This window comes from Amycolatopsis sp. NPDC004747, from assembly GCF_053601335.1.
In genome coordinates this window covers 60,172-83,617 of the sequence record NZ_JBSGBQ010000037.1, presented here as the reverse complement: position 1 = coordinate 83,617, position 23,446 = coordinate 60,172, and the positions used below count along the sequence as shown (strand labels likewise).

Below are 23,446 nucleotides of genomic sequence, written 5' to 3'. Positions count from 1 at the left end.
GGAGGAGGGCCATGCCCCCGACCACCCGGACCCGCCGTGGCGCCTTGCTGGTGGCCGCCGCCGCGGCGTCCGTCCTGCTGACCAGCGCCTGTTCCGGCGCGGCCGCGCCGTCCACAACGGACGCCGCCGCCGCGCCCGGCAAGGACGACAAGCTCACCATCACGGTGTACTCCAAGTTCACCGACCGCGAGTACGGCGTGGTCACCGCGGGCCTCAACAAGCTCAAGGCGAAGTTCCCGAACATCGAGATCAAGCACGAGGGCAACCAGGACGACGACAAGCTCACCCAGTCGATCCGCGGCGGCAATCCACCCGACGTCGCGATCTCCTTCTACACCGACAACCTCGGTGCCTGGTGCTCCACCGGCAGCTTCCAGGACCTCAAGCCCTACATCGAGCGCGACAAGATCGACCTGAACCAGATCCCGGACGCGGTCCGCAACTACACCGAGTACCAGGGCAAGCGGTGCGCTATGCCGATGCTCGCCGACGTCTACGGGCTCTACTACAACAAGGACATGTTCGCGGCGAAGGGCATCACCTCGCCGCCGAAGACCACCTCGGAACTGTTCGAGGCCACCAAGAAGCTGACCGAGTTCAACCCGGACGGCTCGATCAAGGTCGCCGGCTTCCTGCCGTCGATGCCGTTCTACGCCAACCAGGCCCAGTACTGGGCGCCGAACTTCGGCGCGCCCTTCCTCGGCCCGGACGGCAAGTCGGACCTCGCCACCAACCCCGGCTGGAAGGCGATGTTCGAGTTCCAGAAGCAGCTCATCGACTTCTACGGCGGCCACGACAAGGTCGAGCAGTTCAAGGCCGGCCTCGGCGACGAGTACTCCGCCGACCACGGCTTCCACAAGGGCAAGCTCGCCATGATCTACGACGGCGAGTTCCGCACCGCGTTCCTCAAGGACCAGGCGCCCAACGTCAACTACGCCACCGCGCCGGCCCCGGTGCTCGACAGCATGGCCGACCACTACGGCGGCGGCTTCACCACCGGCACGATCATCGCGATCCCCAAGGGCGCCAAGAACCCCGGCGCCGCGTGGGAGCTAATCAAGCAGGTCACCCTGGACACCGACACCCTGGTGGAGATGGCCAACGGCCTGAAGAACGTGCCCAGCACCAAGGCGTCGCTGACCTCGCCGAAGCTGGACCTGCAGCCGCAGTTCAAGACGTTCCTCGACATCTACGACAGCGGCAAGCTGGTGGCCAACCAGACCACCCCGATCGGCGACGCGCACCTCAAGGCGGTCAACGACTTCGCCGAGAAGTGGCAGGCCGGCTCGATCCCCGACCTGACCGCGGGCCTGCAGAAGGTCGACGCGCAGATCGACGACGAACTGAAGCAGAAGGGCGCGGGCGGATGACTCTGTCCGATGGGGTCTCGGCGGTAAAGAGTCCCTCGACCCGCACCCTCGCTGCGAAGACCGACGGTTCCCCGTCCGCGCCGAGCAAGGCGCGGGCGGGGGCCCGCCGGGCCAAGCGCCGCCGGACCGTCCTGTTCTTCATGGCCCCGGCGTTCATCGGGTTCCTGATCTTCTTCGGCTACCCGCTGATCGCCACGGTCTACTACTCCTTCACCCGCTACGACCTGATCAACCCGCCGCAGTTCATCGGCTTCGACAACTACGTCCGGATGTTCACCACCGAGCCGCTGGTCGGCACGGCCGCGTACAACACGCTGTGGCTGGTGGTCGTCCTGACGGTCTGCCGGGTGGTGTTCTCCCTCGGCATCGCGTCGGTGATCTCCCGGCTCAAGTCGGGTGTCGGCCTGGTCCGGACGCTCTGCTACCTGCCGACCCTCGCCCCGCCCGCGGCGGCGACGCTGGCGTTCGTCTTCGTGTTCAACCCGGAGTTCGGCCCGGTCAACCGGTTCCTGCGGCTCGTCGGCATCGACGGCGGCCTGTGGTTCAACAGCCCGGCGATGTCGAAGCCCGCGCTGACCCTGCTGGCCCTGTGGGGCTCCGGCGAGCTGATGATCATCATCCTCGCCGCGTTGCTCGACGTCCCCACCGAGCAGTACGAGGCAGCCGAGCTCGACGGCGCCGGCCCGATCCGCCGGTTCTGGCACGTCACGCTGCCGTCGATCTCGCCGGTGCTGCTGTTCGGCGTGGTCAACTCGATCATCTACGCCCTGCAGTTCTTCACCCAGGCGATCGTGGCGGCCTCCGCGAGCGCCGGCACCGCGGACGTCGCCGGCAACTCGAAACTCATCGGCGCACCGCAGAACTCGACGCTGACGTACCCGATCTGGCTGTACGTCCAGGGCTTCCGCTACTTCAACATGGGCTACGCGGCGGCGATGGCCGTGCTGCTGTTCATCGTTTCCTCGGGCTTCACCTGGATTCTCGTGCGGCAGTTGCGGAAGTCCCAGCACCAGGAGGAGGGCGCATGACCGCGCTGGCCGAAGCGCCGCACCGCGCAACCGGCGTACCGCCGAAGGTGCGGTTCAAGCGGAACTGGGACAAGCGGCTGTCGTTCATCGCGCTGCATTCGGTCGGCATCGCCCTCGGTGTGATCTTCATGCTGCCGATCCTGTTCGTCTTCCTCACCGCGGTGATGAAGAGCGACCAGGCGATGACGGCGAGCCTGTGGCCGACCGAATGGCACTTCGAGAACTTCGTCAAGGTGTTCCAGAAGGCGCCGCTGCTCGAATACTTCGGCAACAGCCTGCTGTATTCGGCACTGGCCACGGTGGGCGCGCTGCTTTCGGCGATCCCGGCGGCGTATGCGCTGTCGAAGCTCAAGTGGCGCGGGCAGAACCTGTTCTTCATGCTGACCGTGGCGGCGATGCTGCTGCCGCCGCAGGTCACCGTCGTGCCGCTGTACGACCTGTGGGTGCGGCTGGGCCTCACCGGCACGCTGGTGCCGCTGATCGTGCCGTACTTCTTCTTCGACGCGTTCTCGATCTTCCTGCTCCGCCAGTTCTTCTTGACGATCCCGAAGGACTACCTCGAAGCGGCGAAGATCGACGGCTGCAACGAGTTACAGGCGATGTACCGCGTGCTCATCCCGATGGCCAAACCCGGGATCGCGGCCACCGCCATGTTCTGCTTCCTGTTCACCTGGAACGACTACTTCGGGCCGCTGCTCTACACCGGCGAGAACCAGGACCACTGGCCGCTTTCGCTGGCCATCGCCTCCTTCCGCGGCATGCACCACGTCGAGTGGAACATGACGATGGCGGCGACCGCGCTGATCATGGCGCCGGTGATCGTGCTGTTCGTCTTCGCCCAGAAGTCGTTCGTCAAGGGCATCACATTCACGGGGGTCAAGGGATGAAGCTGGCAGTCGTCGGTGGCGGGTCCACCTACACGCCGGAGCTGATCGACGGGATCGCCGGCCGCCGGTCCACTTTGGACGTCGACGAGATCGTGCTGGTCGACCCGGACGCCTACCGCGTCGAAGCCGTGGGCGGGTTCAGCCAGCGCCTGCTGTCGCACGCCGGTCACCCCGCGCAGGTGCGCACGACGCAGTCGCTGGAGGAAGGTGTCGACGGCGCTTCCGCGGTGCTGATCCAGCTGCGCGTCGGCGGGCAGCGGGCGCGGCGCTTGGACGAGACGTTCCCGCACGCCTGCGGCTGCGTCGGCCAGGAGACGACCGGTGCGGGCGGGCTGGCGAAGGCGCTGCGCACGGTCCCGGTGGTGCTCGACATCGCCGAGCGCGTCCGCAAGATCGCCGGGGACGACACGTGGATCGTCAACTTCACCAACCCGGTCGGCATCGTCACGCGTGCCCTGCTCAACGAGGGCCACCGCGCGGTCGGGCTGTGCAACGTCGCGATCAACCTGCAGCGGCAGTTCGGGAAGCTGCTGGGGGTGGGCGCGGACGACGTCAAGCTCGTCCACACCGGGCTCAACCACCTGAGCTGGGAGCGCGGCGCGCTCGTCGACGGTGTCGACCGGATGCCCGAGCTGCTGGAGAACCACCTGGACTACCTGTCCAACGAGGTCAGCGTGCCCGAGAAGTGGTTGCGGCGGATGAACGTCGTGCCGTCGTACTACCTGAAGTACTTCTACGCGCACGACGAGCAGGTCACCAAGCAGCGCACCGAACGCCCGCGCGCGGACGTCGTGTCAGACGTCGAGGAAGAGCTGCTGAAGATCTACCTCGACCCGGAGCAGAACACGAAACCGGAGTCCCTGGAGAAGCGCGGCGGGGCGTACTACTCCGAGGCGGCCGTGCAGCTGGTGCACGCGCTGACCGCGGGCGGCCCGGCCGAGGAGCACGTGGTGAACGTCCGCAACGACGGGACCTTCCCGTTCCTGCCCGACGACGCCGTCATCGAGGCTCGGTCCACTGTGGACTCAAAGGGGGCCACGCCGATCCCGCAGCCGCCGGTGGAGCCTCGGTTCTCGGGCCTGATCTCGGCGACCACGGCGTACGAGTACCTGGCGCTGGAGGCGGCGCTCAAGGGCGGCCGCGACCGCGTGGCGGACGCCCTGCTGGCGCACCCCCTGGTCGGCCAGTACACGAAGGCCGACACGCTGGCGGATTCGCTGGTGCAGATCAACCGCGAGTACCTGCCCTGGGCGCGCGGATGAGGCCTGCAGTCATCGCGATCGACGGCGGCAACAGCAAGACCGAGGTCCTGGTGGTCTCGGAAGACGGCGTGGTGCTGGGGAAATCGAGGGGCCCCGGCGCTTCGCCGCAGAACATCGGCGTCGCGGGTTGTGTTGCGGCACTGGAAGACCTGGTCCTGGCGGCGTATCCGGGCTTCGGGACGCAGCCGGACGCGGTGCACACCTCCGCGTACCTGGCCGGGCTCGACTTCCCCCGGGAAGAAGAGGTGCTGCACGAGGCCTTGGCGGCCCGCGGCTGGAGCGACACCCTGGCCGTCGGCAACGACACCCTCGCGCTGCTCCGGGCGGGCAGCGCGGGGGTGGGCGTCGCGGTCGTCTGCGGCGCCGGGATCAACGGCGCCGGCGTCGGGCCCGACGGCCGCGTGCACCGGTTCCCGGCGCTGGGCAAGATCTCCGGCGACTGGGGCGGCGGCTACCGGCTCGGCGAGGAGGCCCTGTGGTGGGCCGTGCGCGCCGAGGACGGCCGCGGCCCGCGAACGGCCCTGATGCCGGCGGTGGCGGCCTTCTTCGGCAAGCCGACGCTGCTGGACGTGGTGCAGGGCCTGCACTTCGAGGAGATCGACCCGGCGTCGATCCACGGCCTCTGCCCGCTGCTGTTCGAGGTCGCGGCGGCGGGGGACGAGGTCGCGCAGGACATCGTGACGCGGTTCGTCGAGGAGGTCAGCGTGTTCGCCGCGGTGATCCTCCGCGAGCTGGACCTCACCGAGGACGCGCCCGAGATCGTCCTCGGCGGCGGCGTCCTGACCGGCGTCGGCGCGCCGGTGATCGCGGAGATCGAGAAGCGGTGCCTGAAGGTGGCCCCGCGCGCGGTGGTCCGCGTCGTCGACGTGAACCCCGTGGTGGGCGCGGCCCTCTTCGGCCTCGACACACTGGGGGCGCCCGAGGCCGCGAAGGCGGCGCTCAAGGCGGCGACCCAGCGCGTCTGAAGACTCTGGCGGAGCCTGCCCCGAAGCGGCGCGGGACCGGCTCCGCCAGACCCCCTTACGGTGCCGGGACGAGGATTTCGCCGGTCTCCAGCAGCGACTTGAGGTCCGAGAGCACCCAGGCCCAGCCACCGCCGGCGTTCTCGCCCGGCCCGGCGTTGACGTCCTCGTGCACCCCGCCGACCATCTCGGCGGTCAGCGGCGCGCCGGTGAGGTCGTGGGTGATGGTGAGCCTGGTGCCGGCGGTCTTCGTCGCCTCGATGTCGTAGGTGAGCGTCGTGTACGGCTCGGCGCCCATCCCCTCGGGCCCCATCAGCAGCTTCCAGGTGATGACGAGCTTGCGCGGCGGATCGACTTCGAGGACTTCGCCGTCGACGAGGTCGCCGGTCCACCCGGCGTCGATGAACTCCTGCGTCGGGCGGGTGCGGTGCTTGCCGCCGACCTTGAGGTCGAAGTCGGCGAGGCCGGTGTAGCCGTACTTCCGCGTCCACTCGGGCTGGGTGATGGCCTCCCAGATGCGCTCCGGGGTGGCCTTGATGTAGACGCGGTGGACCTGCACGGTGGTCGTCATGGTTCTTCGCCTTCCAGCTCGTTCTTGAGGTCGAGGAGCGCGGTGACCCGGCGCTCGGTGTACTTGTCGATCCACCGGTCGTGGATCTGGCGGATCGGGACCGGGTTGAGGAAGTGCCGCTTCTCGCGGCCTTCCTTCCGGGCGACGACGAGGCCGGCTTCCTCGAGGAGCTTCAGGTGCTTCATGACGCCGAAGCGGGTCATCTCCACCTGGGTCTCCAGCTCGGTGAGCGTGCGGCCGTCACGCTCGAAGAGCAGGTCGAGCAGGAACCGGCGGGTCGGATCCGCCAGTGCCTTGAACACCAGGTCGTCGTCGGGCACCCGGCGAGAATAGGTGACCAAAAGGTCACATGTCAACGTGCGAAGAAGGCCGCCACCCGCGGTGGGTGACGGCCTTCGTTCGCGGCTAGACGATCAGCGACAGCGGCAGGATCAGTGCGATCGCCACCACGGAGATCAGCGTCTCCATCACCGACCAGCTCTTCAGCGTCTGGCCGACCGAGAGCCCGAAGTACTCCTTGACCAGCCAGAACCCGGCGTCGTTGACGTGCGAGAAGAACAGCGACCCGGCGCCGATCGCCAGCACCAGCAGTGCGCTGTGCGACGGGTCCATGGTCGCCGCCAGTGGTGCCACGATGCCCGCGGCGGAGACGGTCGCGACCGTGGCGGAGCCCGTCGCCAGCCGGATGGCCACGGCGACCAGCCAGCCGAGCAGCAGCGGCGAGAGGTTCGCGTCCTTGGCCAGCCCGGTGATGACGTCGCCGACGCCGGCGTCGACCAGGGTCTGCTTGAACCCGCCGCCCGCGCCGACGATCAGGATGATCCCGGCGATCGGGCCGAGCGAGTCACCGACCACAGTGGACAGCTTTTCCCGGCCGAGCCCGGCCGGGCGGCCGAGCAGCACCATGCCCACCAGCACCGCGGCCAGCAGCGCGATCAGCGGGTCGCCGACGAAGTCGAGGACCTTGCGGACCTGGGCGTCCTTGGCCAGCAGGATGTCCGAGAGCGCTTTCGCCAGCATGAGCACGACCGGCAGCAGCACCGTCGTGAGCGTCGCGGCGAAGCTCGGGCGCGGCTTGTCCGGGTCGGCGCGTTCCGGGATCAGCCGTTCCGGCGGCGCGGCGTCCGGCACCAGCCGGGCCGCGAGCCGTCCGAACAGCGGGCCCGCGACGACCACCGTCGGGATGCCGACGAGCAGGCCGAACGCCAGCGTGATGCCCACGTTCGCGTTCAGCGCGCCGGCCGCGGCGAGTGGGCCGGGGTGTGGTGGGACGAGCCCGTGCAGCACCGACAGCCCGGCGACGGCGGGGATCCCCAGCAGCATCAGCGGCTTCCCGGTGCGCTTGACCGCCAGCAGCACCACCGGGATCAGCATCACGAGGCCGATCTCGAAGAACATCGGCAGCCCGATCAGCGCGGCGACGAGCGCCATCGCCCACGGCAGGCTCTTGTCGCGGGCCCTGCCGAGCACGGTGTCGACGATCTGGTCGGCGCCACCGGAGTCGGCCAGCAGCTTCCCGAGCATTGCGCCGAGGGCGATCAGGATGCCGACGGAGGCGACCGTGCTGCCGACCCCGGTCGTGAAGCTCTTGAGCAGCTTGTCGACCGGCATCCCGGCGGTCAGCCCGAGCGCGAGCGAGCCGAGCACCAGCGACAGGAACGGGTGCAGCTTCACCTTCGTGATCAGCACGACGATGATCGCGATGGCGACGACGGTCGCGATGATCAGGCGGGTCGAGTGGCCGGTCCAGCCGGCGGCGAGGACGGCGTTCACGCGTGCTCCCGGAAGGCGGTCAGCACGGCTTCGGTGACCTCCGCGGGGGTGCCGCCGGTGTTGTCGAAGACGGCGCCCGCCTCGTCCGGCTCGAGGGGTTCGAGGTCGGCCAGCTGCGAGTCCAGCAGCGAAACGGGCATGAAGTGGCCGGTGCGGGTCTTCATCCGCTCGGCCAGCTGCGCCCGGTCGCCGTGCAGGTGGGCGAACCAGACGTCGCCGCCGCCGCGCAGCACGTCGCGGTAGCGGCGCTTGAGCGCGGACGACGTCACGACACCGCCGGCCGCCTGGTGCTCGCGGATCCAGCCGGCGATGGCTTCGAGCCAGGGCGCGCGGTCTTCGTCCGTCAGCGGCGTGCCGGCGGTCATCTTCTCGATGTTGGCCTTCGGGTGGAACGTGTCCGCTTCCGCGTACTCGACGCCCAGCGCCTCGGCGAGCGCCGTGCCGATCGTCGTCTTCCCGGAGCCTGACACCCCCATCACCACGATGACGGTCATCCGCACCTCCCACTTCGTTGTGCCCAGGTGAGTGAAACTCAAAAGTACTACTTATTCAAGATGAAGTACTACTTAATCGAGTCAGACGGTTAAGTTGATCGGGTGAGGCACGAGCAGGTCCTGGACGCCCTCGGCGCGGCGATCGCGAACGGTTCCCTGGAACCGGGCACCGTGCTGCGGTCGGAAGACCTACAAGAACGCTTCGGCGCTTCGCGGACCGTGGCCCGCGAAGTCGTCCGCGTGCTCGAGACGATGCAGCTGACCACCAGCAAGCGGCGGGTCGGGGTGATCGTCCGGGACCCGGCGGAGTGGAACCACTACGACCCGCGCCTGATCCGCTGGCAGCTCGACGGCCCGGCCCGCCCGGCGGCGCTGGCCACGCTGAACGAGCTCCGGTCGGCGATCGAGCCGTGCGCGGCGCGGTTCGCGGCCCTGCGCGCGACGCCGGAGGAGCGCGGCCGCCTGGGCGCGCTGGGGGAGCGGCTGGCCCGGACGGCCCGGGCCCGGGATCTGCGGGCGTTCCTCGGCTTCGACATCGCCTTCCACGACCTGCTGCTGGCGGCGTCCCGGAACCCGATGTTCGGGCAGCTGTCGGAGGTCGTCGCGGAGGTGCTCACCGGCCGGACCGGGCACGGCCTGATGCCGCCGGAGCCGCAGCCCGAGGCGGTGGCGCTGCACGTCGAGGTGGCCGCGGCGGTCGCCGCCGGGGAGGCGGACCGGGCCGAGCGGGCGATGCGCGACATCGTCGTCCAGGCCCGTGACGAGATCGCCGCCCTGGTGGCGGAGGGCGCTCCCGGGCCCGAGTAGCCTGCTCGGCGGAACTCGACTTTTCTTCCGCCGGGGGGCACGGGTGAGCGCGGCGCGCGCGATCGGACTGGTGTTGGGCGTGGCGGCCGACGGCGCCCTCGGCGATCCCCGCCGTCGCCTGCCGGTGACGGCGTTCCGCAGGCTCCCGCACCGCTCAGGGGTGGTCGTCGCGGGTGTGCTCGTCGCGGGCGGCGCGCTGCTGGAGCGGGCGAGCCGAGGCCGTCCCCTGCTGCAGGCATCGGCGACGGCGGTGACGACGTGGGCGGTCCTGGGCGCGGCGGGCTTGGCCCAGCAGGGCACGGAACTGGCCCGCGACCTGGAGGAGTGCCGCTTCGAGCCGGCCCGCGCCACGCTGTCCGAACTGGACCCCCGGGTGGCGGACGGCCTGGGCGCGATCGCGCTGTCCCGCGCTTCGGTGGAGACGCTGGCGGAGAACACGTCCGACGCGGTGGTGGCACCGCTGGTGTGGGGAGCACTGGCGGGCGTACCGGGCCTGCTGGGAGCGCGGGCGGTGAGCTTGCTGCGCCGCTCACGCGGGGGCCGGCGCGGCCACTGGGCGGACGAGCTGCTCCACCTCGTCCCGACCCGCGTGGCGGCGGCGCTGACGGTATTGGCGGCGCCGGTGGTGGGCGGGTCGGCGGGCGGGGCCTGGCGGGCGTGGCGCCGCGACACGACCGCCCACCCGAGCCCGAACGCGGGCCGCGTGGAGGCGGCGTTCGCCGGGGCCTTGGAGATCCGCGTCGGCGGGCGGACGGTGTATCCGCACGGGGTGCTGGAGCTGCCGGTGCTCGGGGTGGGGCGGAATCCCGACGCGGGGCACGTGACGAGGGCGGTGGAGCTGTCCCGGGTGGTCGGCTGGCTGGCCGCGGCGACGTCGGTGGGGGTTGCGCTGGTGACGGGGTTCGGGCGGCGCTGAGGCTCGCTCGGCCGGGATCGAGCGACCGCTGGAGCACGGCCGGCTGCTCACGCTCTTCGGATCACCCGTGACCAGCGACGAATGACTTTGCCGGAACCCTGCCCCGAATGGCCTTGTCAGAGGGTCATTTCCGGGCTACTTCTGATGACCGCTCTCGGCGAGTTCGTCCTCGGCGAGGATCTCCGCGACGGACTTCCGCCGGGACGGCGCCGCAGCGGCAGCGGACAGCGCGCCGCCCGGCTTCAGCTCGCGGACCGTGAAGTACAGCCAGCCGAGCAGGGCCATCGCCCCGAACGCGATCCACTGCAGCGCGTACGACAGGAACGGTCCCGCGTCGGTCTGCGGCAGCGGCAGCGCGCCGAGCACGCCCGGCTGGCCGACGTCGAGCTGGAAGTAGCCGGGCCGGATGTCGAGCCCGCCCGCCCGGGCCACCACCCGGGAGTCGACGACGTAGCTCTGCAGCCGGCCGCCGGTCGAGGCGTCGGCGAACGCGTCGCGGTTCTTCGGGTCGGTCTCGTCCGCGCGCACCCGGGCCGTCACCGTGACCGTGCCCGCCGGTGGCGGCGCGAACGGCAGCGCGGCCGACCGGCTGTCCAGCCGGACGTAGCCGCGGTCGATCAGCACGGTCGTGCCGTCGGTGGTGCGCAGCGGCGTCAGCACCTCGAAGGCACCTTCGCCCTGAACCGTCCGCAGCCGCGCGACGACCTCCTTGTCCGGCAGGTACCGGCCGGTGATCGAGACGAGGTGCCATTCGGTGCCCGGGCCGGGCACGGCGCCCGGCGGCAGCAGCTGCGCGAGCGGCACCGGCGGCGCGGTGAACGACGTCTCCAGCGCGGCGTTCTGCTGCTCGCGCTCGGCGTTGCGGCTGAACTGCCACGGCGAAAGCAGGGTGAAGCAGCAGACGGCGAAGGTGAACACCACCGCCGTCAGAGCCAGCCACCCGGGCCGGAGCAGGAACCGCAACCGCACCCCACCACGGTAGCCCGTGCCGCCCACCGCCCCGCGCGGGCTGTGACCTCTACCGCGGCGAACGCACCCAATCCAGCAAACCGGGCACCGCGCGCTCGATCATGCCGAGGACGTCCTCGAAGCCGTCGTCGCCGCCGTAGTACGGGTCCGGGACCTCGGCGCCTTCGGGGGCCGACGGGTCGAACGACCGCAGCAGCCGCACCTTCGCCGGATCGGCGACCCGCGCGCGCAGGAACTCGAGGTGCCCCTCGTCCGCGGCCAGCAGGAGGTCGGCGGCCAGGTCCTCGTCGGACACTTCGGACGCGACGTGCGCGGTCGCGTAGCCGTGCGCCTTCAGCGTCGCGCGGGCGCGCTTGTCGGCGGGTTCACCGGCGTGCCACGGGCCGGTGCCCGCGCTGGTCACGCGCACGGCGTCGGCGAGACCGGCGTCGGCGAGCTTGGTCCGGAACACCAGCTCGGCCATCGGGGAGCGGCAGATGTTGCCGGAGCAGACGAAGACGATGTGCGTCACGCCCCGAGGGTAACGACCGGGACGGCGCGGTCACCCGCCGAGGACCTGCGGGTGCGTCCCGTGCGTAACCGCCGCGTTCACCCGGTCACCCGCCCGCTCGGCGGTATCCGCGGCCCGCGGCGCCCACTTAGCGTCGATCGGGCGAGGACGCGAACCGGAAGGAGAGCGATCATGCACGGGTGCTGCTCGAAGTGCACCGGCCAGGGCTGCGGCTGCTGCGGCAACTGCAACTGATCCCACCCGGCGCCCGCGGCGGCCCGAAGCCGCCGGGGCGCCCCTAAGCCGAACAGGTCGCCGAAGTCGCTTCACCGAGAGCGCGCGCGTGCAGTGCGTCGAACCGGTGGAGCAGGTCCACCACGTTCGCCGTCACCAGCTGCCGGACGGGGCACGAGCGCGCCGCCCTGGCCGGCCCCGTCGCCGCCAGCTCCGTCAGCAGGCCCGTGTTGAGCCCGTCGATCACCGGGCGGAGCTGCCCGAGGTCCGGGCGCGTCGACGGCGCCTCCGCGGGGTGGGCGTCCCAGCGCGCGTAGAGCCCGCGCTGCACCAGCTTGTTCGCCTCGATCTGGGCGCGGAAGAACCGCACCGCCTCCGCCGGGTCCAGGCCGAGGCCGGGCGCGCGCGACGCCACCGAGTCGTAGATCTGCCGCTCCCGCACCGGGTCGTCGATCGGCGACGACGTGCCGTACTTGGCCGCCGCCACCTGGTCGGCGATCGCGACGCGCTGGGCCGCCAGGTCGGTGAGCCGCCACAACGACGACGAACCCGAAGCCGAAGCGGGCGCTGCGAAGAGGAAGGACGCGGCGAGGGCCGCCGTCACCGTGACGAGCAAGGACCGAAGGCGCATGACCCCGGAAGGTACATGCGAAAATCACCGCGTGTCCGCGCCATCCGCCCTTTCCGAAGTCATTTCCGTGCTGGAGCGGGCCTACCCGCCCGAGCTCGCCGAGTCGTGGGACGCCGTCGGTCTCGTCTGCGGCGACCCCGCCGAGCCCGTGAGCCGGGTGCTGTTCTGCGTCGACCCGGTCGCCGAGACCGTCGACGAAGCCGTCGAGCTCGGCGCGCAGCTGATCGTCGCCCACCACCCGCTGCTGCTGCGCGGGGTGCACGGCGTGCCCGCCGACACCGCCAAGGGCTCGCTCGTGCACCGGATGATCCGCGAGGGCATCGCCCTCTACTGCGCGCACACCAACGCCGACTCGGCCGACCCCGGCGTCTCGGACGCCCTCGCGCAGGCGATCGGGCTCCGCGTGACCGGGCCGCTGGAGCCCAAGGCCGACGGCGTCACCGGCATCGGCCGCATCGGCGAACTGCCCGAGCCCGAGCCGTTCGCGGCGTTCGTCCGGCGCGTCGCCGACGCCCTGCCCGCGACCGTGCCCGGCGTGCTCGGCGCGGGCGACGCGGACCGCCCGATCCGCACCGTCGCCGTGTCCGGCGGCGCCGGCGACTCCTACCTCGCCCGGGCCACCGAGGCCGGTGTCGACGCCTTCGTCACCGCCGACCTGCGGCATCACCCCGCCGGCGAGCACCTCGCGGGCCGGGGCCCGGTGCCCGCGCTGGTCGGGCTGACCCACTGGGCCAGCGAGTGGCCCTGGTGCGGGCAAGCCTCGGCGCTCGTGGCGCGGGCCTTTGCGGGTAACGTCGACGTTCACGTGTCCACGCGGTGCACCGACCCGTGGACCGTCCGCGCCGAGCGCACATCTAGCTAAGAGGAGCACCGTGAAGGCCGAACCCGCCGTGCAGCGCCAGTTGCTCGAGCTCGCCAAGGTGGACGCCGAGCTCTCGCGCACCGCGCACCGCCGCCGCACCCTGCCGGAGCTGGCCGAGATCGACGCGGGGGAGAAGACCGTCCGCGAGCGCCGCGACGCGCTCGTGTCGGTGGAGACCGCCGCCTCCGACCTCGACCGCGAGATCGCCCGGCAGGAGAAGGAGATCGAGTCGGTGCGCGCCCGCGAGGACCGCGACCGCAAGCTCCTGGCGTCGGGCTCGGTCAACTCGAAGCAGATGACCGACATCGAGCACGAGCTGCAGTCGCTGGAGCGCCGCCAGCGCGCGCTGGAAGACGACCTGCTGGAGCTGATGGAGCAGCGCGAGGCCCTCGGCCTGGACGCGCAGCGCACCGGCGCCGAGGTCGACAAGGCCGAGGCCGAGGTCGCCGCCGCGATCGCCCGCCGCGACGAGGCGTTCAAGGACCTCGACACCACCCGCGCCCGCCGCGCCGAAGACCGCGAAAAGCTGGTGCCGCGCTTCCCGGAACCGCTGCTCAAGCTGTACGAGCGCGTCCGCGAGCACAAGGGCATCGGCGCCGCGCTGCTGCGGGCCCGCCGCTGCGGCGCCTGCCAGCTGGAGCTGGACCGCAACACGGTCAACGAGATCAAGGCCGCGCCGGAGGACGACGTCATCCAGTGCGAGAACTGCGGCGCGATCCTGGTCCGGACGCTGGAGTCGGGTCTGTGACGTCGCACGTCATCGTCGAGGCCGACGGCGGCTCCCGGGGCAACCCCGGGCCCGCCGGCTACGGCGCGGTGGTCCGCGACAGCGACGGCCAGGTCCTCGCCGAGCGCAAGGAAAGCCTCGGCGTCGTCACGAACAACGTCGCCGAGTACAACGGCCTGATCGCGGGCCTCGCCGCCGCGGCCGAGCTCGGAGCGTCCACTGTGGACGTCCGGATGGACTCGAAGCTCGTGGTCGAGCAGATGTCCGGGCGCTGGAAGATCAAGCACCCGGACATGCAGCCGCTGGCCGAGCGGGCCAAGGAGCTGGCCGGAGGCTTCTCGCGCGTCAAGTACGAGTGGATCCCGCGCGCGCAGAACTCCCACGCCGACCGGCTGGCGAACGAGGCCATGGACGCGGCCACCGGCAAGCCCGCCGCCGGGCGCCCCGACACCGCCGGCCGCGCCTCCCGGCACGCCCGGCAGTCGTTCCCCGTCGAGCCGGGCCCCACCGCCACCCGGGACGCCGCTGCCCCGGAGTCGCCCCTGCCCAAGCTGCCGACCCGCAAGCCGGACCGCGCGGCCGTGGCCTGGACCGGCGCGAAGGGCACCCCGACCCGGCTGCTCCTGCTGCGCCACGGCCAGACGGAGATGTCGGCACTGCGCCGCTACTCCGGCCGCGGCGACGTCCCGCTGACCGAACTGGGCCGCACGCAGGCCGCGGCGGCGGCGAAGCGGCTGGCCGCGATGGACGGCCTGGTCGTGGACGGCGAGGCCGTCCCGATCATCTCCTCGCCGCTGACCCGCACGAAGCAGACCGCGCAGGCCGTCGCCGACGCGCTCGGCGGCCGCGTCGAGACCCACCCCGGCCTGATCGAGACCGACTTCGGCGAGTGGGAGGGCCTGACGTTCGCCGAGGCCGCCGACCGCGACCCCGAACTGCACCGGTCGTGGCTGAGCGACAGCTCGGTGCCGCCACCCGGCGGGGAGAGCTTCGACGTCGTGCACCGGCGGGTCCGCAAGGCCCGCGACGAGCTCATCGCCGAGTACGGCGGCAAGACGTTGGTGCTGGTCAGCCACGTGACGCCGATCAAGACGCTGCTCCGGATGGGCCTCGACGCCGGGCCGCAGCTGCTGTTCCGGCTGCACCTGGACCTGGCGTCGCTGTCGATCGTCGAGTTCTACCCGGACGGGAACGCTTCGGTCCGCCTCGTCAACGACACTTCGCACCTCGTCTGACCAGTGAAAATGTGGGGTGGATCACGCTCAAGCCCGACGCGTGGCCGACCCCGGATGGGGTATTGGCTACAGTGTCTCGACCGCGTCGCCGCGGTGGCGGGTCGGCAAGATCGACCCAGTCAGGGGGCGCCAGCTCGCGCGTATCCCACCGGCAGAAGCCTGCGGGCGGAACAGTGACGAGGACATGACGGCTAGCGCACTCACCGAGACCTCCCCGAGCGACGTCCCCGAGGACCCGGCCACCACCACGGCCACCCGCGGCTGGGGCGCGCGCCTGGCGCCGGTGCTGGCCGTGCTCGCCGGCGTCGCGGCGGTCGCCGTGCACGCCACCCGCTACGGCCACTGGATCGTCGACGACGCCGCCATCACCTTCTCCTACGCCCGCAGCTTCGCCGACGGCCTCGGCCCGGTGCTGCAGCCGGGCGCGCCGCCGGTCGAGGGCTTCTCCGACCCGACCTGGATGGTGCTGCTCGGCCTCGGCAAGCTCGTCGGCCTCTTCGACCACGGCGCCCTCTTCGGCATCCCGGACTACGTGCTGTTCCCGAAGGCGCTGGGCCTGCTGTTCACCGGCGGCGTCCTGACGGCCTGCCACATCGCGGCGAAGCAGATCTTCACCCGCTTCGCGTGGCTGGCGACGCTGATCGCCGGCCTGACGCTGGCGACGATCCCGTCGTACGTCATCTGGGTCGTCTCGGGCCTGGAAAACTCGCTGTTCGCGTTCGCCGTCGTCACCCTGGGCGTGACGCTGTTCGTCTCGGTGAAGCGGGACGTGCTGCTGACGCCGAAGGTCGCGGTGTGGGCCGGGGTCATGGTGGCGTTCGCCGCGCTGACCCGCCCGGAAGGCCTGATCTACGCGGGCGCGTACCCGCTGGCGGCGCTGTTCCTGCTGCGCTCGGGGCTGTTCTGGAAGAGCTTCCGGCTCGCGCTGCTGTCGGTGGCGGCGTTCGCCGTGCCGTTCGGCGCGTACGTCGTGTGGCGGCACGCGGAGTTCGGCCGCCTGCTGGCCAACCCGTCGGTGGCCAAGCAGCAGGGCCTGCCCGGGTTCGACGCGGTGAAGCGGCCGTTCGAGCTGGTCGGCTACGCGGGCTGGGCGGGCGTGATCGTGCTGGCCCTGGTGATCTTGTTCGCGCTGGTCAAGGCGCCGTGGCGGCGTCCGCTGATCGCGCTGCTGGTGCCGCTGGGCCTCGGCATCGTCGCGTACGGCGTGATGGTCGCCGACTGGATGTACCAGCACCGCTTCGCCAGCCCGATCTGGCCGCTGGCGGTCATCGCCGGCACGCTCTCGGCCGGTGAGCTGCTGCGCCACCGGCAGGCGCTGCTGCGCGTCGGCGTGGTCGTGGTGCTGGTGGGCGCGTTCGTCCCGTCGGCCGTCGGCTTCGCGGCCGCGGCGGACAAGTTCGCGAAGAACCCCAACATCACGGCGTGCCTGGTGGCCGACCGCTTCGGCCGCGGCTTCAACACCTACGCCGACATCCTCGGCCTGCAGAAGGCGTCGCTGCTGCTGCCCGACCTCGGCGGGTCGTCGATGACCAGCCGGCTCGAGCTGGTCGACATGGCGGGCCTGGTCAACAAGCCGATCGCGGACCTGGTGCACGACAACGACCTGGCCGGCCTGCGCAACTACGTCTTCGACACGGTCAAGCCGACCTTCATCCACTCGTGGGGCCCCTGGGCGGCGGGCAACGGGATCGCGCTGGACCGGCGCCTCGACCGCGACTACGTGCTGATCTACTCGTCGCCGATCGAGGGCCTCCGCAACGGCGACTGGGTGCGCCGCGACGCGGTGACCGACCCGGCCAAGCTCAAGGCGGCCCAGGACTACGCGGCGAAGACGATCCCCGAGGTGGCGGCGGACCGCTTCGGCGGCCCGCTGGACGACTGCGGCGCGACGATGAAGCCGGGCCAGACCATCACGATGCCCAGCTGAGGCCCAGCCAGAGCGCGACGGTCGCCGCGGCCAGGCTCAGCGGGGTGGTGAGCGCCCCGAGGACGTGGAACGTCTTGAAGGACGGCGGCTTCGGGAGCGTCCGGCGCCACAGCAGGGTCGCCAGCGAGCCGAGGTAGCTCGCGTTCGGGCCGATGTTGACGCCGAGCAGCACCGCCAGCAGCACGCCCGGCGCGGGGTGCGGGCCCAGCACCGACAGCAGGATCAGCGTGGCGGGCAGGTTGTTGACCAGGTTGGCCAGCAGCGCCGCCACCCCGGCGGCCACCAGCAGGTCGAGCAGGCCGGTGGCCGTCGGCAGGACGTCGCGGAGAACGCCGCCGAGGACGTGCTCCGACACGGCTTCGACGACGACGGCCAGGCCCAGCACGAACAGGCACAGCTGCGGCGCCGCCTCGCTGACCAGCTGCCACGGCCGGATCTTGCCCCGCGCGACGGCGCGCACGCCGAGGACCAGCGCGGCCAGCGCGGCGATCCACCCGGGTTCGACGTGCCCGAGCTGCCCGACGGCGAACCCGGCGAGCGTCAGGCCGAGGACGACGAGGGCGAACGTCGGCGTCTCGAGGTGCTGCCGCGGTTCGGGCGTCTCGCGCGGCCGCAGGTCGGCCTTGAAGAACCACAGGAACACGACCAGTTCGATGCCGATCGTGACCAGCCACGGCAGCGCCATCAGCGCGGTGAACCCGGCGAAGGTCAGCCCGGAGGCGGCGAAGGCGAGCAGGTTGGTCAGGTTCGAGACGGGCAGCAGCGTCGACGCCGAGTTGGCCAGGTGCGCGCAGGCGTAGACGTGCGGCCGCGCGGGCAGTTCCAGGCTGGTGGCGGTGGCGAGGACGACCGGCGTGAGCAGCACGACGGTGGCGTCGAGGCTGAGGATCGCGGTGACCCCGGCCGCGGCGGCGAAGGTGAGCACCAGCAGCCGCCGCGGCCGCCCGTGGCACGCTTCGGCGAGCCGGTTGCCGAGCCAGCTGAAGACCCCGTCCACACTGGCCAAAAAGGACAAAAGCAGGATGGCGGCCAGAAACCCCAACGTGGGCAGGATTTCGACGGCCCGCTCCCCGGCCGCGCCGGGACGAACGAGCCCCAGCAGCAGCACAACCCCGGCGGCGGGCACGGCGGCAACGGCTTCGGGCCACCCCCGCGGCCGCACGATGGCGAAGACGAGCACACCGGCGAGGAGCAGCAGGCTGGCCACGCCCGCGAGGAGGTTCACCCGGTCACGCTAACCGCGCCCGGTTTTTGTCGGTGCCACCGGGTAGCGTGGAATTCGGGGGGCGCCCCCGCGGGCGGGAGTCCAAACCGGACGCACCGGCTGAAGCAGGCTGCGGCTCGGCGATCGTCCCGCGCGGCTCGCGTTTCCCGGACTCGGAAGCTCGCCCACCCGAGTACGAGTGGGCGGCCGGTCGTCCGCGGACCAGGCTCAGTGACCGCGACCGGCCGCGCTGCCAGAGCGCGCCGCCGTGCCCGCCACCCGAGGTTTGGTGAGCGGCCGCGCTGTCGCGCCGCAACCCAGCCTCAGCGACCATCCACCCGCTGCGAAGACTTCGCCAGCGCCCCGCCGAGCTCCGCCCGCCCCGGAATCCCCAGCTTCCGGTACGCCCCGGACAGGTGCAGCTCCACCGTCCGCCGCGTCAGGTGCAGGGCTGTTGCGATCTCCCGGTTCGTCAGCCCCTGGGCCGCCATCACCGCGATCCGGTTCTCCTGCCGGGTCAAGCCGTGCTCGTTGTCCTTCGCCGGCGTCAACGCCCGCCGGGCCGAGCGGAGCTCCTCCGCCGCCCTCCGGGCCAGCGGCCGGGCTCCGCACTGCTCGCTCAGCTCCACCGCCTGCCGCAGCGTCTCGATCGCCTTCTCCGACTGGCCGTGGCGGGCCTGCAGCGTGCCGAGCTCCGTCAGCGCCGTCGCCAGCTGCAGCCGCGCCGGGGACGAGCGCAGCGTCGTGATCGCCTTCTGCAGCGCCCGCTCGGCCTCGTCGTCCTCGCGGACCAGCCCGAGCGTCGTGAGGGCCGTGCCCAGCGGCCGGGCCGCGCCCCAGCGGGCCGAGGCGTTGATGTCCTCTTCGGCCAGGCGGGCCGCGTCGTCGGTCTGGCCCAGCGCCAGCGCCGCCCGGGCCGCGTGCGCTCGCCAGGGCACGAACCCCGGGAACCGCATGCCGTGGTGCGCCAGCCGTCGTCCGCAGCTGAGCAGGTCCTCGAACCCGAAGCGCGTGTACCCCGTCGCGACGCGCAGGCGGCCCCGCGCATACAACAGGTACGTGTGGGTGAACAGGCCCTGGCTGGCGACGAAGTCCATCCGGTCCAGCAACGACGTCGCCGCCTCGAACCGGCCGAGGTCCACCCAGCACTCGACGAGCTTGGCCGCGCACAGCACGCCGACCGGGCAGATCGTCGTCGCCCCGCGCTCGTCGAACCGGCGCAGCAGCGACTCGAAGTGGACGCTCGCGCGCTGCAGGTCGCCGCTGGCCTGCAGGGCGATCCCGCGGGCCAGGGTGGGCAGCGCGCCGTGCGGCACGTGGACGTCCCACGGCTCCCGCTCGACGTCGAGGACCCGGCACAGCCGGTCGACGTGCGCCGGCTCGTCCGCCAGCACCGCCGTCGCCAGCGTGAAGAAGTAGTGCTGCTCGAACAGCTCGCCGCCGTCGCCGCTCCGCTCCGGGACGCCGCGGGGCGCGGAGTCCCCGGCTTGGCTCAGCGCGTCGGCGAAGTGGCCGACGGCGTCCTGCACCGACTCGCCGCTGCGGACGGCGTCCAGCGCCAGCAGCGCCGAGCGGCTCCGCTGGGCCGCCGGGTCGGTCAGCGGCGCCCACTGCTCCTCGAAGTCGCGGAACTCCGGGGGCGGGCCGAGCCGGCTGCCGGCCTCGGCGAGGTAGGTCATGCACAGCAGCGGCCACACGGCGTCCGGGCCGCCCGCGTCGAGCCGGGCCGCGATCTGGCCCGCCGCGCTGATCCCGAGCCGGGCGTCCTGGCCGCCGCAGAGCGACAGCAGCATCGCGGTGGCGATGTAGGCGGCCGTCTCGCGGTTGCCGACCGTGTCGACCGCTTCCCGCACCCGCCGCGCCGCGCCGGGCGGGTCGAACTGGAACTCCGCGTGGGCGAGCTGCAGCAGCACGGCCATCCGGCGCCCCGACGTCAGCCGCTCCTCCAGCGCCCGGCGCAGGTGCCGCGCGGCCAGCTCGGGCCGTCCGGAGAACACGGCGTCGCGCGCGCTCAGCCGCAGCACGTCCACCGCCCACGGGATCCGGATCGACGTCGCTTCCAGCAGGTGGGCGGCCACGCGCTCGGGCAGGGCCCCCGCCTCCGTCAGCAGCTTCGCCGCCCGGGAGTGGTTGACCGCCCGGGTGGTCTGCGGCATGTCCTTCAGCAGCGAGTTGCGGACGAACGAGTAGGTCAGCGCCGGCTGGTCGCTGTTGTTCAGCACGTGCAGCCGGACCATCGTGTCGATCGCCTGCAGCGCGTCGAGCTCGTCGACGCCGGCCAGCCGGGCCAGCAGGTCGAAGCCGGCGTCCTCGCCGAGGATCGCCGCCGCGTGCAGGATGGCCGGGGTGTGCGGGAACTCCTGGAGCCGGGTGGTGAGCACCTGTCCGATCAGCGACGAGCCGAGCTCGTGCGGGTCCGCACCGGGCAGCAGCCGCGGCCGCAGCGCCTGCAGCAGCACCGGGTTGCCGCCGGTCGCCTCGCGGCAGGCGGAGGCCAGCTCGCCCGGGGCGAGGCCGAGGATCTCCGCCGCGGCCGCGTCGCCGAGGCCGTTCAGGGTGATCGTGAGCGGCGTGCTCCCCACCATGTCCAGCAGCGAGACCTCGCGGTGCTGGGGGTAGCCGACGACGGACGTCAGGACGAGCAGCACCGGCCGGTCGAGCACGCGGTTGCGGAGGTAGGCCAGGCACCGCATGGACCAGGCGTCGGCCAGGTGGATGTTGTCGATCCCGAGGAACAGCGGCCCGCGGTCGGTCGCGTCGCGGACGATCCGGAAGAAGAGGTCGAGCGCTTCGCCCTCGCCTGCGGTCCCGCACAGCTCGGCGACGGGCGGGCGCGGCGGGGCCTCCGGCCCCTCGAGCGCGTCGGCCAGCTGGCGGACCAGCCCGCCGGCCAGGTGGCTTTCCAGCCGCGATCCGGTGGCCATCGCGACGGTGAAGCCCGCGTCCGCGGCGAGCGCCGCGGCGGCCCGCAGGATGGCGCTCTTGCCCATGCCGAACTCGCCGGCCAGCACCGCGCTGGCGGCGGTGCCGCCGAGCACGCCCGGGAAGAGACCGGTCAGGCGGCCGAGCTCGGGCTCGCGGCCGGGCAGCCGCGGGGCGGGACGCTTCGGTACCGAAGCCCCGCTGGCGGGGTGCTCGGGATTTACTTCGGTATCCACCGTAAGGACTTTCATGTTGGGTTGGGGCAGACTACTGGAAACCGGCCGACCACGGGAGACACCGCGGAGCGCGGCCGGTACCGGCCACGACCTGACCAGGGGAGACGATGGACGCAGCGGATGCGAACCGGATCTTCCCGGGAGCCGGCCGGGCCGCGCAGAGGGCCATCGTGGCCACGCCGAGCGTGAGCAGCAGGAGCGGGCCGGCCGCCGGGCCCCGCAGCCCTGCCGCCCCGGCGGGCTTCCGGCGCCGGGCCGCACCGTCACCCGGTGCCAGGTAGCCGAGCCGCACCGCTTCCGCCAGCGCCCCGGCCACCGGGGTGAACCCGGCGACCCGGCCCCGGCAGCGGGCGCACCCGAGCAGGTGGGCCTCGAACTCTTCCGGATCGTCGTGGACGCCGAGCCCGTAGGCCGCGGCCTCCCCCTTCCGCCCGCTCATCGGATCGTCACTTCCCCGAGTGCCTTCCGCAATTGCCGCATCGCCGTGTACAACCGCGATTTGACGGTTCCCTCCGGAATTCCGAGAATTTCCGCCGCCTGCCGAACGGTGTTTCCGGCGAGATACGTCTCGTAGATGACGGACTGATATTTCGCATCCAGTTCCCGCAATGCCCGAGTAATCGTTAGCGCGGCTAACGAGCTGTCCGTGCGGTCCGTGGACTCGGCGTTTTCCGGGATCTCCAGAGCGACCTCCTGCGGGCGGACGCGGCGATTCCTCCAGCCGTCGATGACGATCCGCCGGGCCACCGTGAGCAGCCATCCGCGCAGCATTCCGGGCTCGCGCTCGAGCGTGTCGGAGTGCTGCCAGGCGCGGATCATGGTCTCCTGCACCACGTCTTCCGTCCACTGCCGGTCGTGGTTGGTCAGGCTCAGTACCTGCGCAAACAGGGTCGCGCGGAAGTCCTTGTAGAGCAGCGGGACGAGGTCGTCTCCTGCGGCGGGGCCAGTGTCGACCGCCGTCGCGGACGACGCGTAGCCGACGTGGCCGCGACTTTCTCTTCCCGGTGCTTCCATAAAGCTCGCAACCTCACCTGACTGGCGGACCGTGGGGTCATCGGAGCGTAGCGCAAAAACACTTAATAGGCCATATGTATTAGTTTCCCCGCCCAATTCGACGCGGCTTCGACGATCGTCGCCGCGGACCGGTTCAGAATGTGTCTTGTGATACAGGTCACAGGTCACTAAAAGGTGACGGCGAGAACCGCGACACGCCTTCGCCCCGTAACAGGAGGTGAGGACTCCTTTGCGAAGGGACAACGGGGATGCCGCTCCGATTCGTGGCGCTGCTGGCCGCCGCGGCCGCGTTCGCGCTGGGCTGTGCCCTGCCGGCGTCGGCCGGGGAACTGCAGCAGACCGATCGCGCCCTGCTGACCCGGCTCAAGCAGCACGCGCTGTGGGCCGTGCCGTCGAGCAGGCTCGCCGTCGACCGGGCCACCAACCGGCGCGTGCGCGCCGTCGCCGTCCGCATCGCCGACGACCAGGCCCGCCTCGACGTCGCCCTGCGCGCGGTCGCCGACCGCCTCGCCGTCACCCTCCCGGGGGAGCCGACCGACCAGGAGCGCGCCTGGGCCGACGAGATCGCCGGCGACTCCGGGGACGCGTTCGACCGCGCCTACGTCAACCGCCTCCGCGCCGAGTACGGCACGCTCTTCGCCCTCGCCTCCGACGTCCGCGCGGGCACCCGCGACGACGACGTCCGCGCGTTCGCCCAGACCGCCGTCGACACCTCGCTCGGCCACCTGACGCTCCTCGAGAGCACCGGCCTCGCCGAAACCACGTCCCTGCTCGTCTCCGCCACCGAGGACGACACCCTCGGCGGCGGTGCCGTCGCCGCCGGCGCCGTTCTCGTGGCCCTCGCCGCCGTCGCCACGTTCGGCCTGCTCCGCCTGCTCGGAACCCCCGGCAGGCCCGCGCCGCGCTCCCGGAGGTAAGCCGCACC

Annotated in this window: 23 protein-coding genes; 12 read left to right on the top strand and 11 right to left on the bottom strand. The window is 71.8% G+C overall.

The window, feature by feature from the left end; genetic code table 11:
- Positions 1–11: 11 nt before the first annotated feature.
- From ACWEGE_RS39555 to ACWEGE_RS39535, 5 genes are read left to right on the top strand one after another with little or no spacing between them, the layout of a single operon-like run.
- Positions 12–1,370, top strand: a complete 1,359-nt coding sequence (locus tag ACWEGE_RS39555) for an extracellular solute-binding protein (protein ID WP_449665611.1) — start codon at positions 12–14, stop codon at positions 1,368–1,370.
- A complete protein-coding gene (locus ACWEGE_RS39550; protein WP_449665610.1) occupies positions 1,367–2,398 on the top strand; it encodes a carbohydrate ABC transporter permease in 1,032 nt (343 codons plus the stop codon). Before ACWEGE_RS39555 ends, ACWEGE_RS39550 begins: the two co-directional genes overlap by 4 nt.
- Complete coding sequence (locus ACWEGE_RS39545) at positions 2,395–3,285, top strand: carbohydrate ABC transporter permease (protein ID WP_449665609.1); 891 nt, start codon at positions 2,395–2,397, stop codon at positions 3,283–3,285. The genes ACWEGE_RS39550 and ACWEGE_RS39545 overlap by 4 nt, the downstream gene beginning before the upstream one ends.
- Positions 3,282–4,547, top strand: coding sequence for a 6-phospho-beta-glucosidase (locus ACWEGE_RS39540; protein ID WP_449665608.1), 1,266 nt, complete (start codon positions 3,282–3,284; stop codon positions 4,545–4,547). Before ACWEGE_RS39545 ends, ACWEGE_RS39540 begins: the two co-directional genes overlap by 4 nt.
- Positions 4,544–5,512 (top strand): N-acetylglucosamine kinase, encoded by a 969-nt coding sequence (locus ACWEGE_RS39535; protein WP_449665607.1) that lies wholly within the window; start codon positions 4,544–4,546, stop codon positions 5,510–5,512. Before ACWEGE_RS39540 ends, ACWEGE_RS39535 begins: the two co-directional genes overlap by 4 nt.
- Before the next feature lie 55 nt (positions 5,513–5,567).
- Here ACWEGE_RS39535 and ACWEGE_RS39530 read toward each other — a convergent pair whose 3' ends face one another.
- From ACWEGE_RS39530 to ACWEGE_RS39515, 4 genes are all read right to left on the bottom strand, one after another.
- The gene (locus tag ACWEGE_RS39530; protein WP_449665606.1) at positions 5,568–6,080 is read right to left on the bottom strand and encodes an SRPBCC domain-containing protein; all 513 of its coding nucleotides are present in this window, start codon (positions 6,078–6,080) and stop codon (positions 5,568–5,570) included.
- Positions 6,077–6,400: an ArsR/SmtB family transcription factor gene (locus tag ACWEGE_RS39525; protein ID WP_103340579.1), complete on the bottom strand. Its 324-nt coding sequence runs from the start codon at positions 6,398–6,400 to the stop codon at positions 6,077–6,079. The genes ACWEGE_RS39530 and ACWEGE_RS39525 overlap by 4 nt, the downstream gene beginning before the upstream one ends.
- 85 nt (positions 6,401–6,485) lie before the next feature.
- Entirely contained in the window at positions 6,486–7,853 is a 1,368-nt protein-coding gene (locus tag ACWEGE_RS39520) for a GntT/GntP/DsdX family permease (RefSeq protein ID WP_449665605.1), read from the bottom strand.
- Positions 7,850–8,347 carry a gluconokinase gene (locus ACWEGE_RS39515; RefSeq protein WP_449665604.1) on the bottom strand — a complete coding sequence of 166 codons (498 nt, stop codon included), beginning with the start codon at positions 8,345–8,347 and terminating at the stop codon, positions 7,850–7,852. Before ACWEGE_RS39515 ends, ACWEGE_RS39520 begins: the two co-directional genes overlap by 4 nt.
- Positions 8,348–8,449: 102 nt before the next feature.
- On the opposite strand from ACWEGE_RS39515, the gene ACWEGE_RS39510 reads away from it, so the two are divergent.
- Positions 8,450–9,154 carry a FadR/GntR family transcriptional regulator gene (locus tag ACWEGE_RS39510; protein WP_449665603.1) on the top strand — a complete coding sequence of 235 codons (705 nt, stop codon included), beginning with the start codon at positions 8,450–8,452 and terminating at the stop codon, positions 9,152–9,154.
- Between the two features lie 43 nt (positions 9,155–9,197).
- The gene (locus ACWEGE_RS39505; RefSeq protein ID WP_449665602.1) at positions 9,198–10,070 is read left to right on the top strand and encodes a cobalamin biosynthesis protein CobD/CbiB; all 873 of its coding nucleotides are present in this window, start codon (positions 9,198–9,200) and stop codon (positions 10,068–10,070) included.
- 135 nt (positions 10,071–10,205) lie between these two features.
- Here the strand turns inward: ACWEGE_RS39505 and ACWEGE_RS39500 are convergent, their stop codons facing one another.
- From ACWEGE_RS39500 to ACWEGE_RS39490, 3 genes are all read right to left on the bottom strand, one after another.
- Positions 10,206–11,039, bottom strand: coding sequence for an SURF1 family cytochrome oxidase biogenesis protein (locus ACWEGE_RS39500; RefSeq protein WP_449665601.1), 834 nt, complete (start codon positions 11,037–11,039; stop codon positions 10,206–10,208).
- A gap of 49 nt (positions 11,040–11,088) precedes the next feature.
- On the bottom strand, positions 11,089–11,550 hold the full coding sequence (locus ACWEGE_RS39495; RefSeq protein ID WP_449665600.1) for a low molecular weight protein-tyrosine-phosphatase: 462 nt from the start codon (positions 11,548–11,550) through the stop codon (positions 11,089–11,091).
- Between the two features lie 277 nt (positions 11,551–11,827).
- Positions 11,828–12,394, bottom strand: coding sequence for a chorismate mutase (locus ACWEGE_RS39490; protein WP_449665599.1), 567 nt, complete (start codon positions 12,392–12,394; stop codon positions 11,828–11,830).
- 31 nt (positions 12,395–12,425) lie between these two features.
- Here ACWEGE_RS39490 and ACWEGE_RS39485 point away from each other — a divergent pair, with 31 nt between their 5' ends.
- From ACWEGE_RS39485 to ACWEGE_RS39470, 4 genes are all read left to right on the top strand, one after another.
- Positions 12,426–13,256: a Nif3-like dinuclear metal center hexameric protein gene (locus ACWEGE_RS39485; protein ID WP_449665598.1), complete on the top strand. Its 831-nt coding sequence runs from the start codon at positions 12,426–12,428 to the stop codon at positions 13,254–13,256.
- A 10-nt stretch (positions 13,257–13,266) separates the two neighbouring features.
- Positions 13,267–14,004, top strand: coding sequence for a zinc ribbon domain-containing protein (locus tag ACWEGE_RS39480; protein ID WP_449665597.1), 738 nt, complete (start codon positions 13,267–13,269; stop codon positions 14,002–14,004).
- Positions 14,001–15,218, top strand: coding sequence for a bifunctional RNase H/acid phosphatase (locus tag ACWEGE_RS39475; protein ID WP_449665596.1), 1,218 nt, complete (start codon positions 14,001–14,003; stop codon positions 15,216–15,218). The genes ACWEGE_RS39480 and ACWEGE_RS39475 overlap by 4 nt, the downstream gene beginning before the upstream one ends.
- A 184-nt stretch (positions 15,219–15,402) precedes the next feature.
- Positions 15,403–17,145 (top strand): hypothetical protein, encoded by a 1,743-nt coding sequence (locus ACWEGE_RS39470; RefSeq protein WP_449665595.1) that lies wholly within the window; start codon positions 15,403–15,405, stop codon positions 17,143–17,145.
- Here the strand turns inward: ACWEGE_RS39470 and ACWEGE_RS39465 are convergent.
- The 4 genes from ACWEGE_RS39465 to ACWEGE_RS39450 form a co-directional block, all read right to left on the bottom strand.
- Positions 17,129–18,370: an SLC13 family permease gene (locus ACWEGE_RS39465; protein WP_449665594.1), complete on the bottom strand. Its 1,242-nt coding sequence runs from the start codon at positions 18,368–18,370 to the stop codon at positions 17,129–17,131. The genes ACWEGE_RS39470 and ACWEGE_RS39465 overlap by 17 nt on opposite strands.
- Before the next feature lie 302 nt (positions 18,371–18,672).
- On the bottom strand, positions 18,673–21,507 hold the full coding sequence (locus ACWEGE_RS39460; RefSeq protein WP_449665593.1) for an AAA family ATPase: 2,835 nt from the start codon (positions 21,505–21,507) through the stop codon (positions 18,673–18,675).
- A gap of 31 nt (positions 21,508–21,538) precedes the next feature.
- Complete coding sequence (locus tag ACWEGE_RS39455) at positions 21,539–21,946, bottom strand: hypothetical protein (RefSeq protein WP_449665592.1); 408 nt, start codon at positions 21,944–21,946, stop codon at positions 21,539–21,541.
- Positions 21,943–22,521 (bottom strand): sigma-70 family RNA polymerase sigma factor, encoded by a 579-nt coding sequence (locus ACWEGE_RS39450; protein WP_449665591.1) that lies wholly within the window; start codon positions 22,519–22,521, stop codon positions 21,943–21,945. The genes ACWEGE_RS39455 and ACWEGE_RS39450 overlap by 4 nt, the downstream gene beginning before the upstream one ends.
- 248 nt (positions 22,522–22,769) lie before the next feature.
- Here ACWEGE_RS39450 and ACWEGE_RS39445 point away from each other — a divergent pair, with 248 nt between their 5' ends.
- Entirely contained in the window at positions 22,770–23,438 is a 669-nt protein-coding gene (locus ACWEGE_RS39445) for a DUF4142 domain-containing protein (RefSeq protein ID WP_449665590.1), read from the top strand.
- The last annotated feature ends 8 nt before the right edge of the window (positions 23,439–23,446 follow it).

Excerpts from the sequence above, each read along its gene's own strand:
- ACWEGE_RS39445 (WP_449665590.1), top strand. The coding sequence starts at position 22,770 with ATGCCGCTCCGATTCGTGGCGCTGCTGGCCGCCGCGGCCGCGTTCGCG.
- ACWEGE_RS39455 (WP_449665592.1), bottom strand. The coding sequence starts at position 21,946 with ATGAGCGGGCGGAAGGGGGAGGCCGCGGCCTACGGGCTCGGCGTCCAC.
- ACWEGE_RS39550 (WP_449665610.1), top strand. The coding sequence starts at position 1,367 with ATGACTCTGTCCGATGGGGTCTCGGCGGTAAAGAGTCCCTCGACCCGC.
- ACWEGE_RS39555 (WP_449665611.1), top strand. The coding sequence starts at position 12 with ATGCCCCCGACCACCCGGACCCGCCGTGGCGCCTTGCTGGTGGCCGCC.
- ACWEGE_RS39530 (WP_449665606.1), bottom strand. The coding sequence starts at position 6,080 with ATGACGACCACCGTGCAGGTCCACCGCGTCTACATCAAGGCCACCCCG.
- ACWEGE_RS39535 (WP_449665607.1), top strand. The coding sequence starts at position 4,544 with ATGAGGCCTGCAGTCATCGCGATCGACGGCGGCAACAGCAAGACCGAG.
- ACWEGE_RS39490 (WP_449665599.1), bottom strand. The coding sequence starts at position 12,394 with ATGCGCCTTCGGTCCTTGCTCGTCACGGTGACGGCGGCCCTCGCCGCG.
- ACWEGE_RS39470 (WP_449665595.1), top strand. The coding sequence starts at position 15,403 with ATGACGGCTAGCGCACTCACCGAGACCTCCCCGAGCGACGTCCCCGAG.
- ACWEGE_RS39545 (WP_449665609.1), top strand. The coding sequence starts at position 2,395 with ATGACCGCGCTGGCCGAAGCGCCGCACCGCGCAACCGGCGTACCGCCG.
- ACWEGE_RS39540 (WP_449665608.1), top strand. The coding sequence starts at position 3,282 with ATGAAGCTGGCAGTCGTCGGTGGCGGGTCCACCTACACGCCGGAGCTG.
- ACWEGE_RS39450 (WP_449665591.1), bottom strand. The coding sequence starts at position 22,521 with ATGGAAGCACCGGGAAGAGAAAGTCGCGGCCACGTCGGCTACGCGTCG.
- ACWEGE_RS39515 (WP_449665604.1), bottom strand. The coding sequence starts at position 8,347 with ATGACCGTCATCGTGGTGATGGGGGTGTCAGGCTCCGGGAAGACGACG.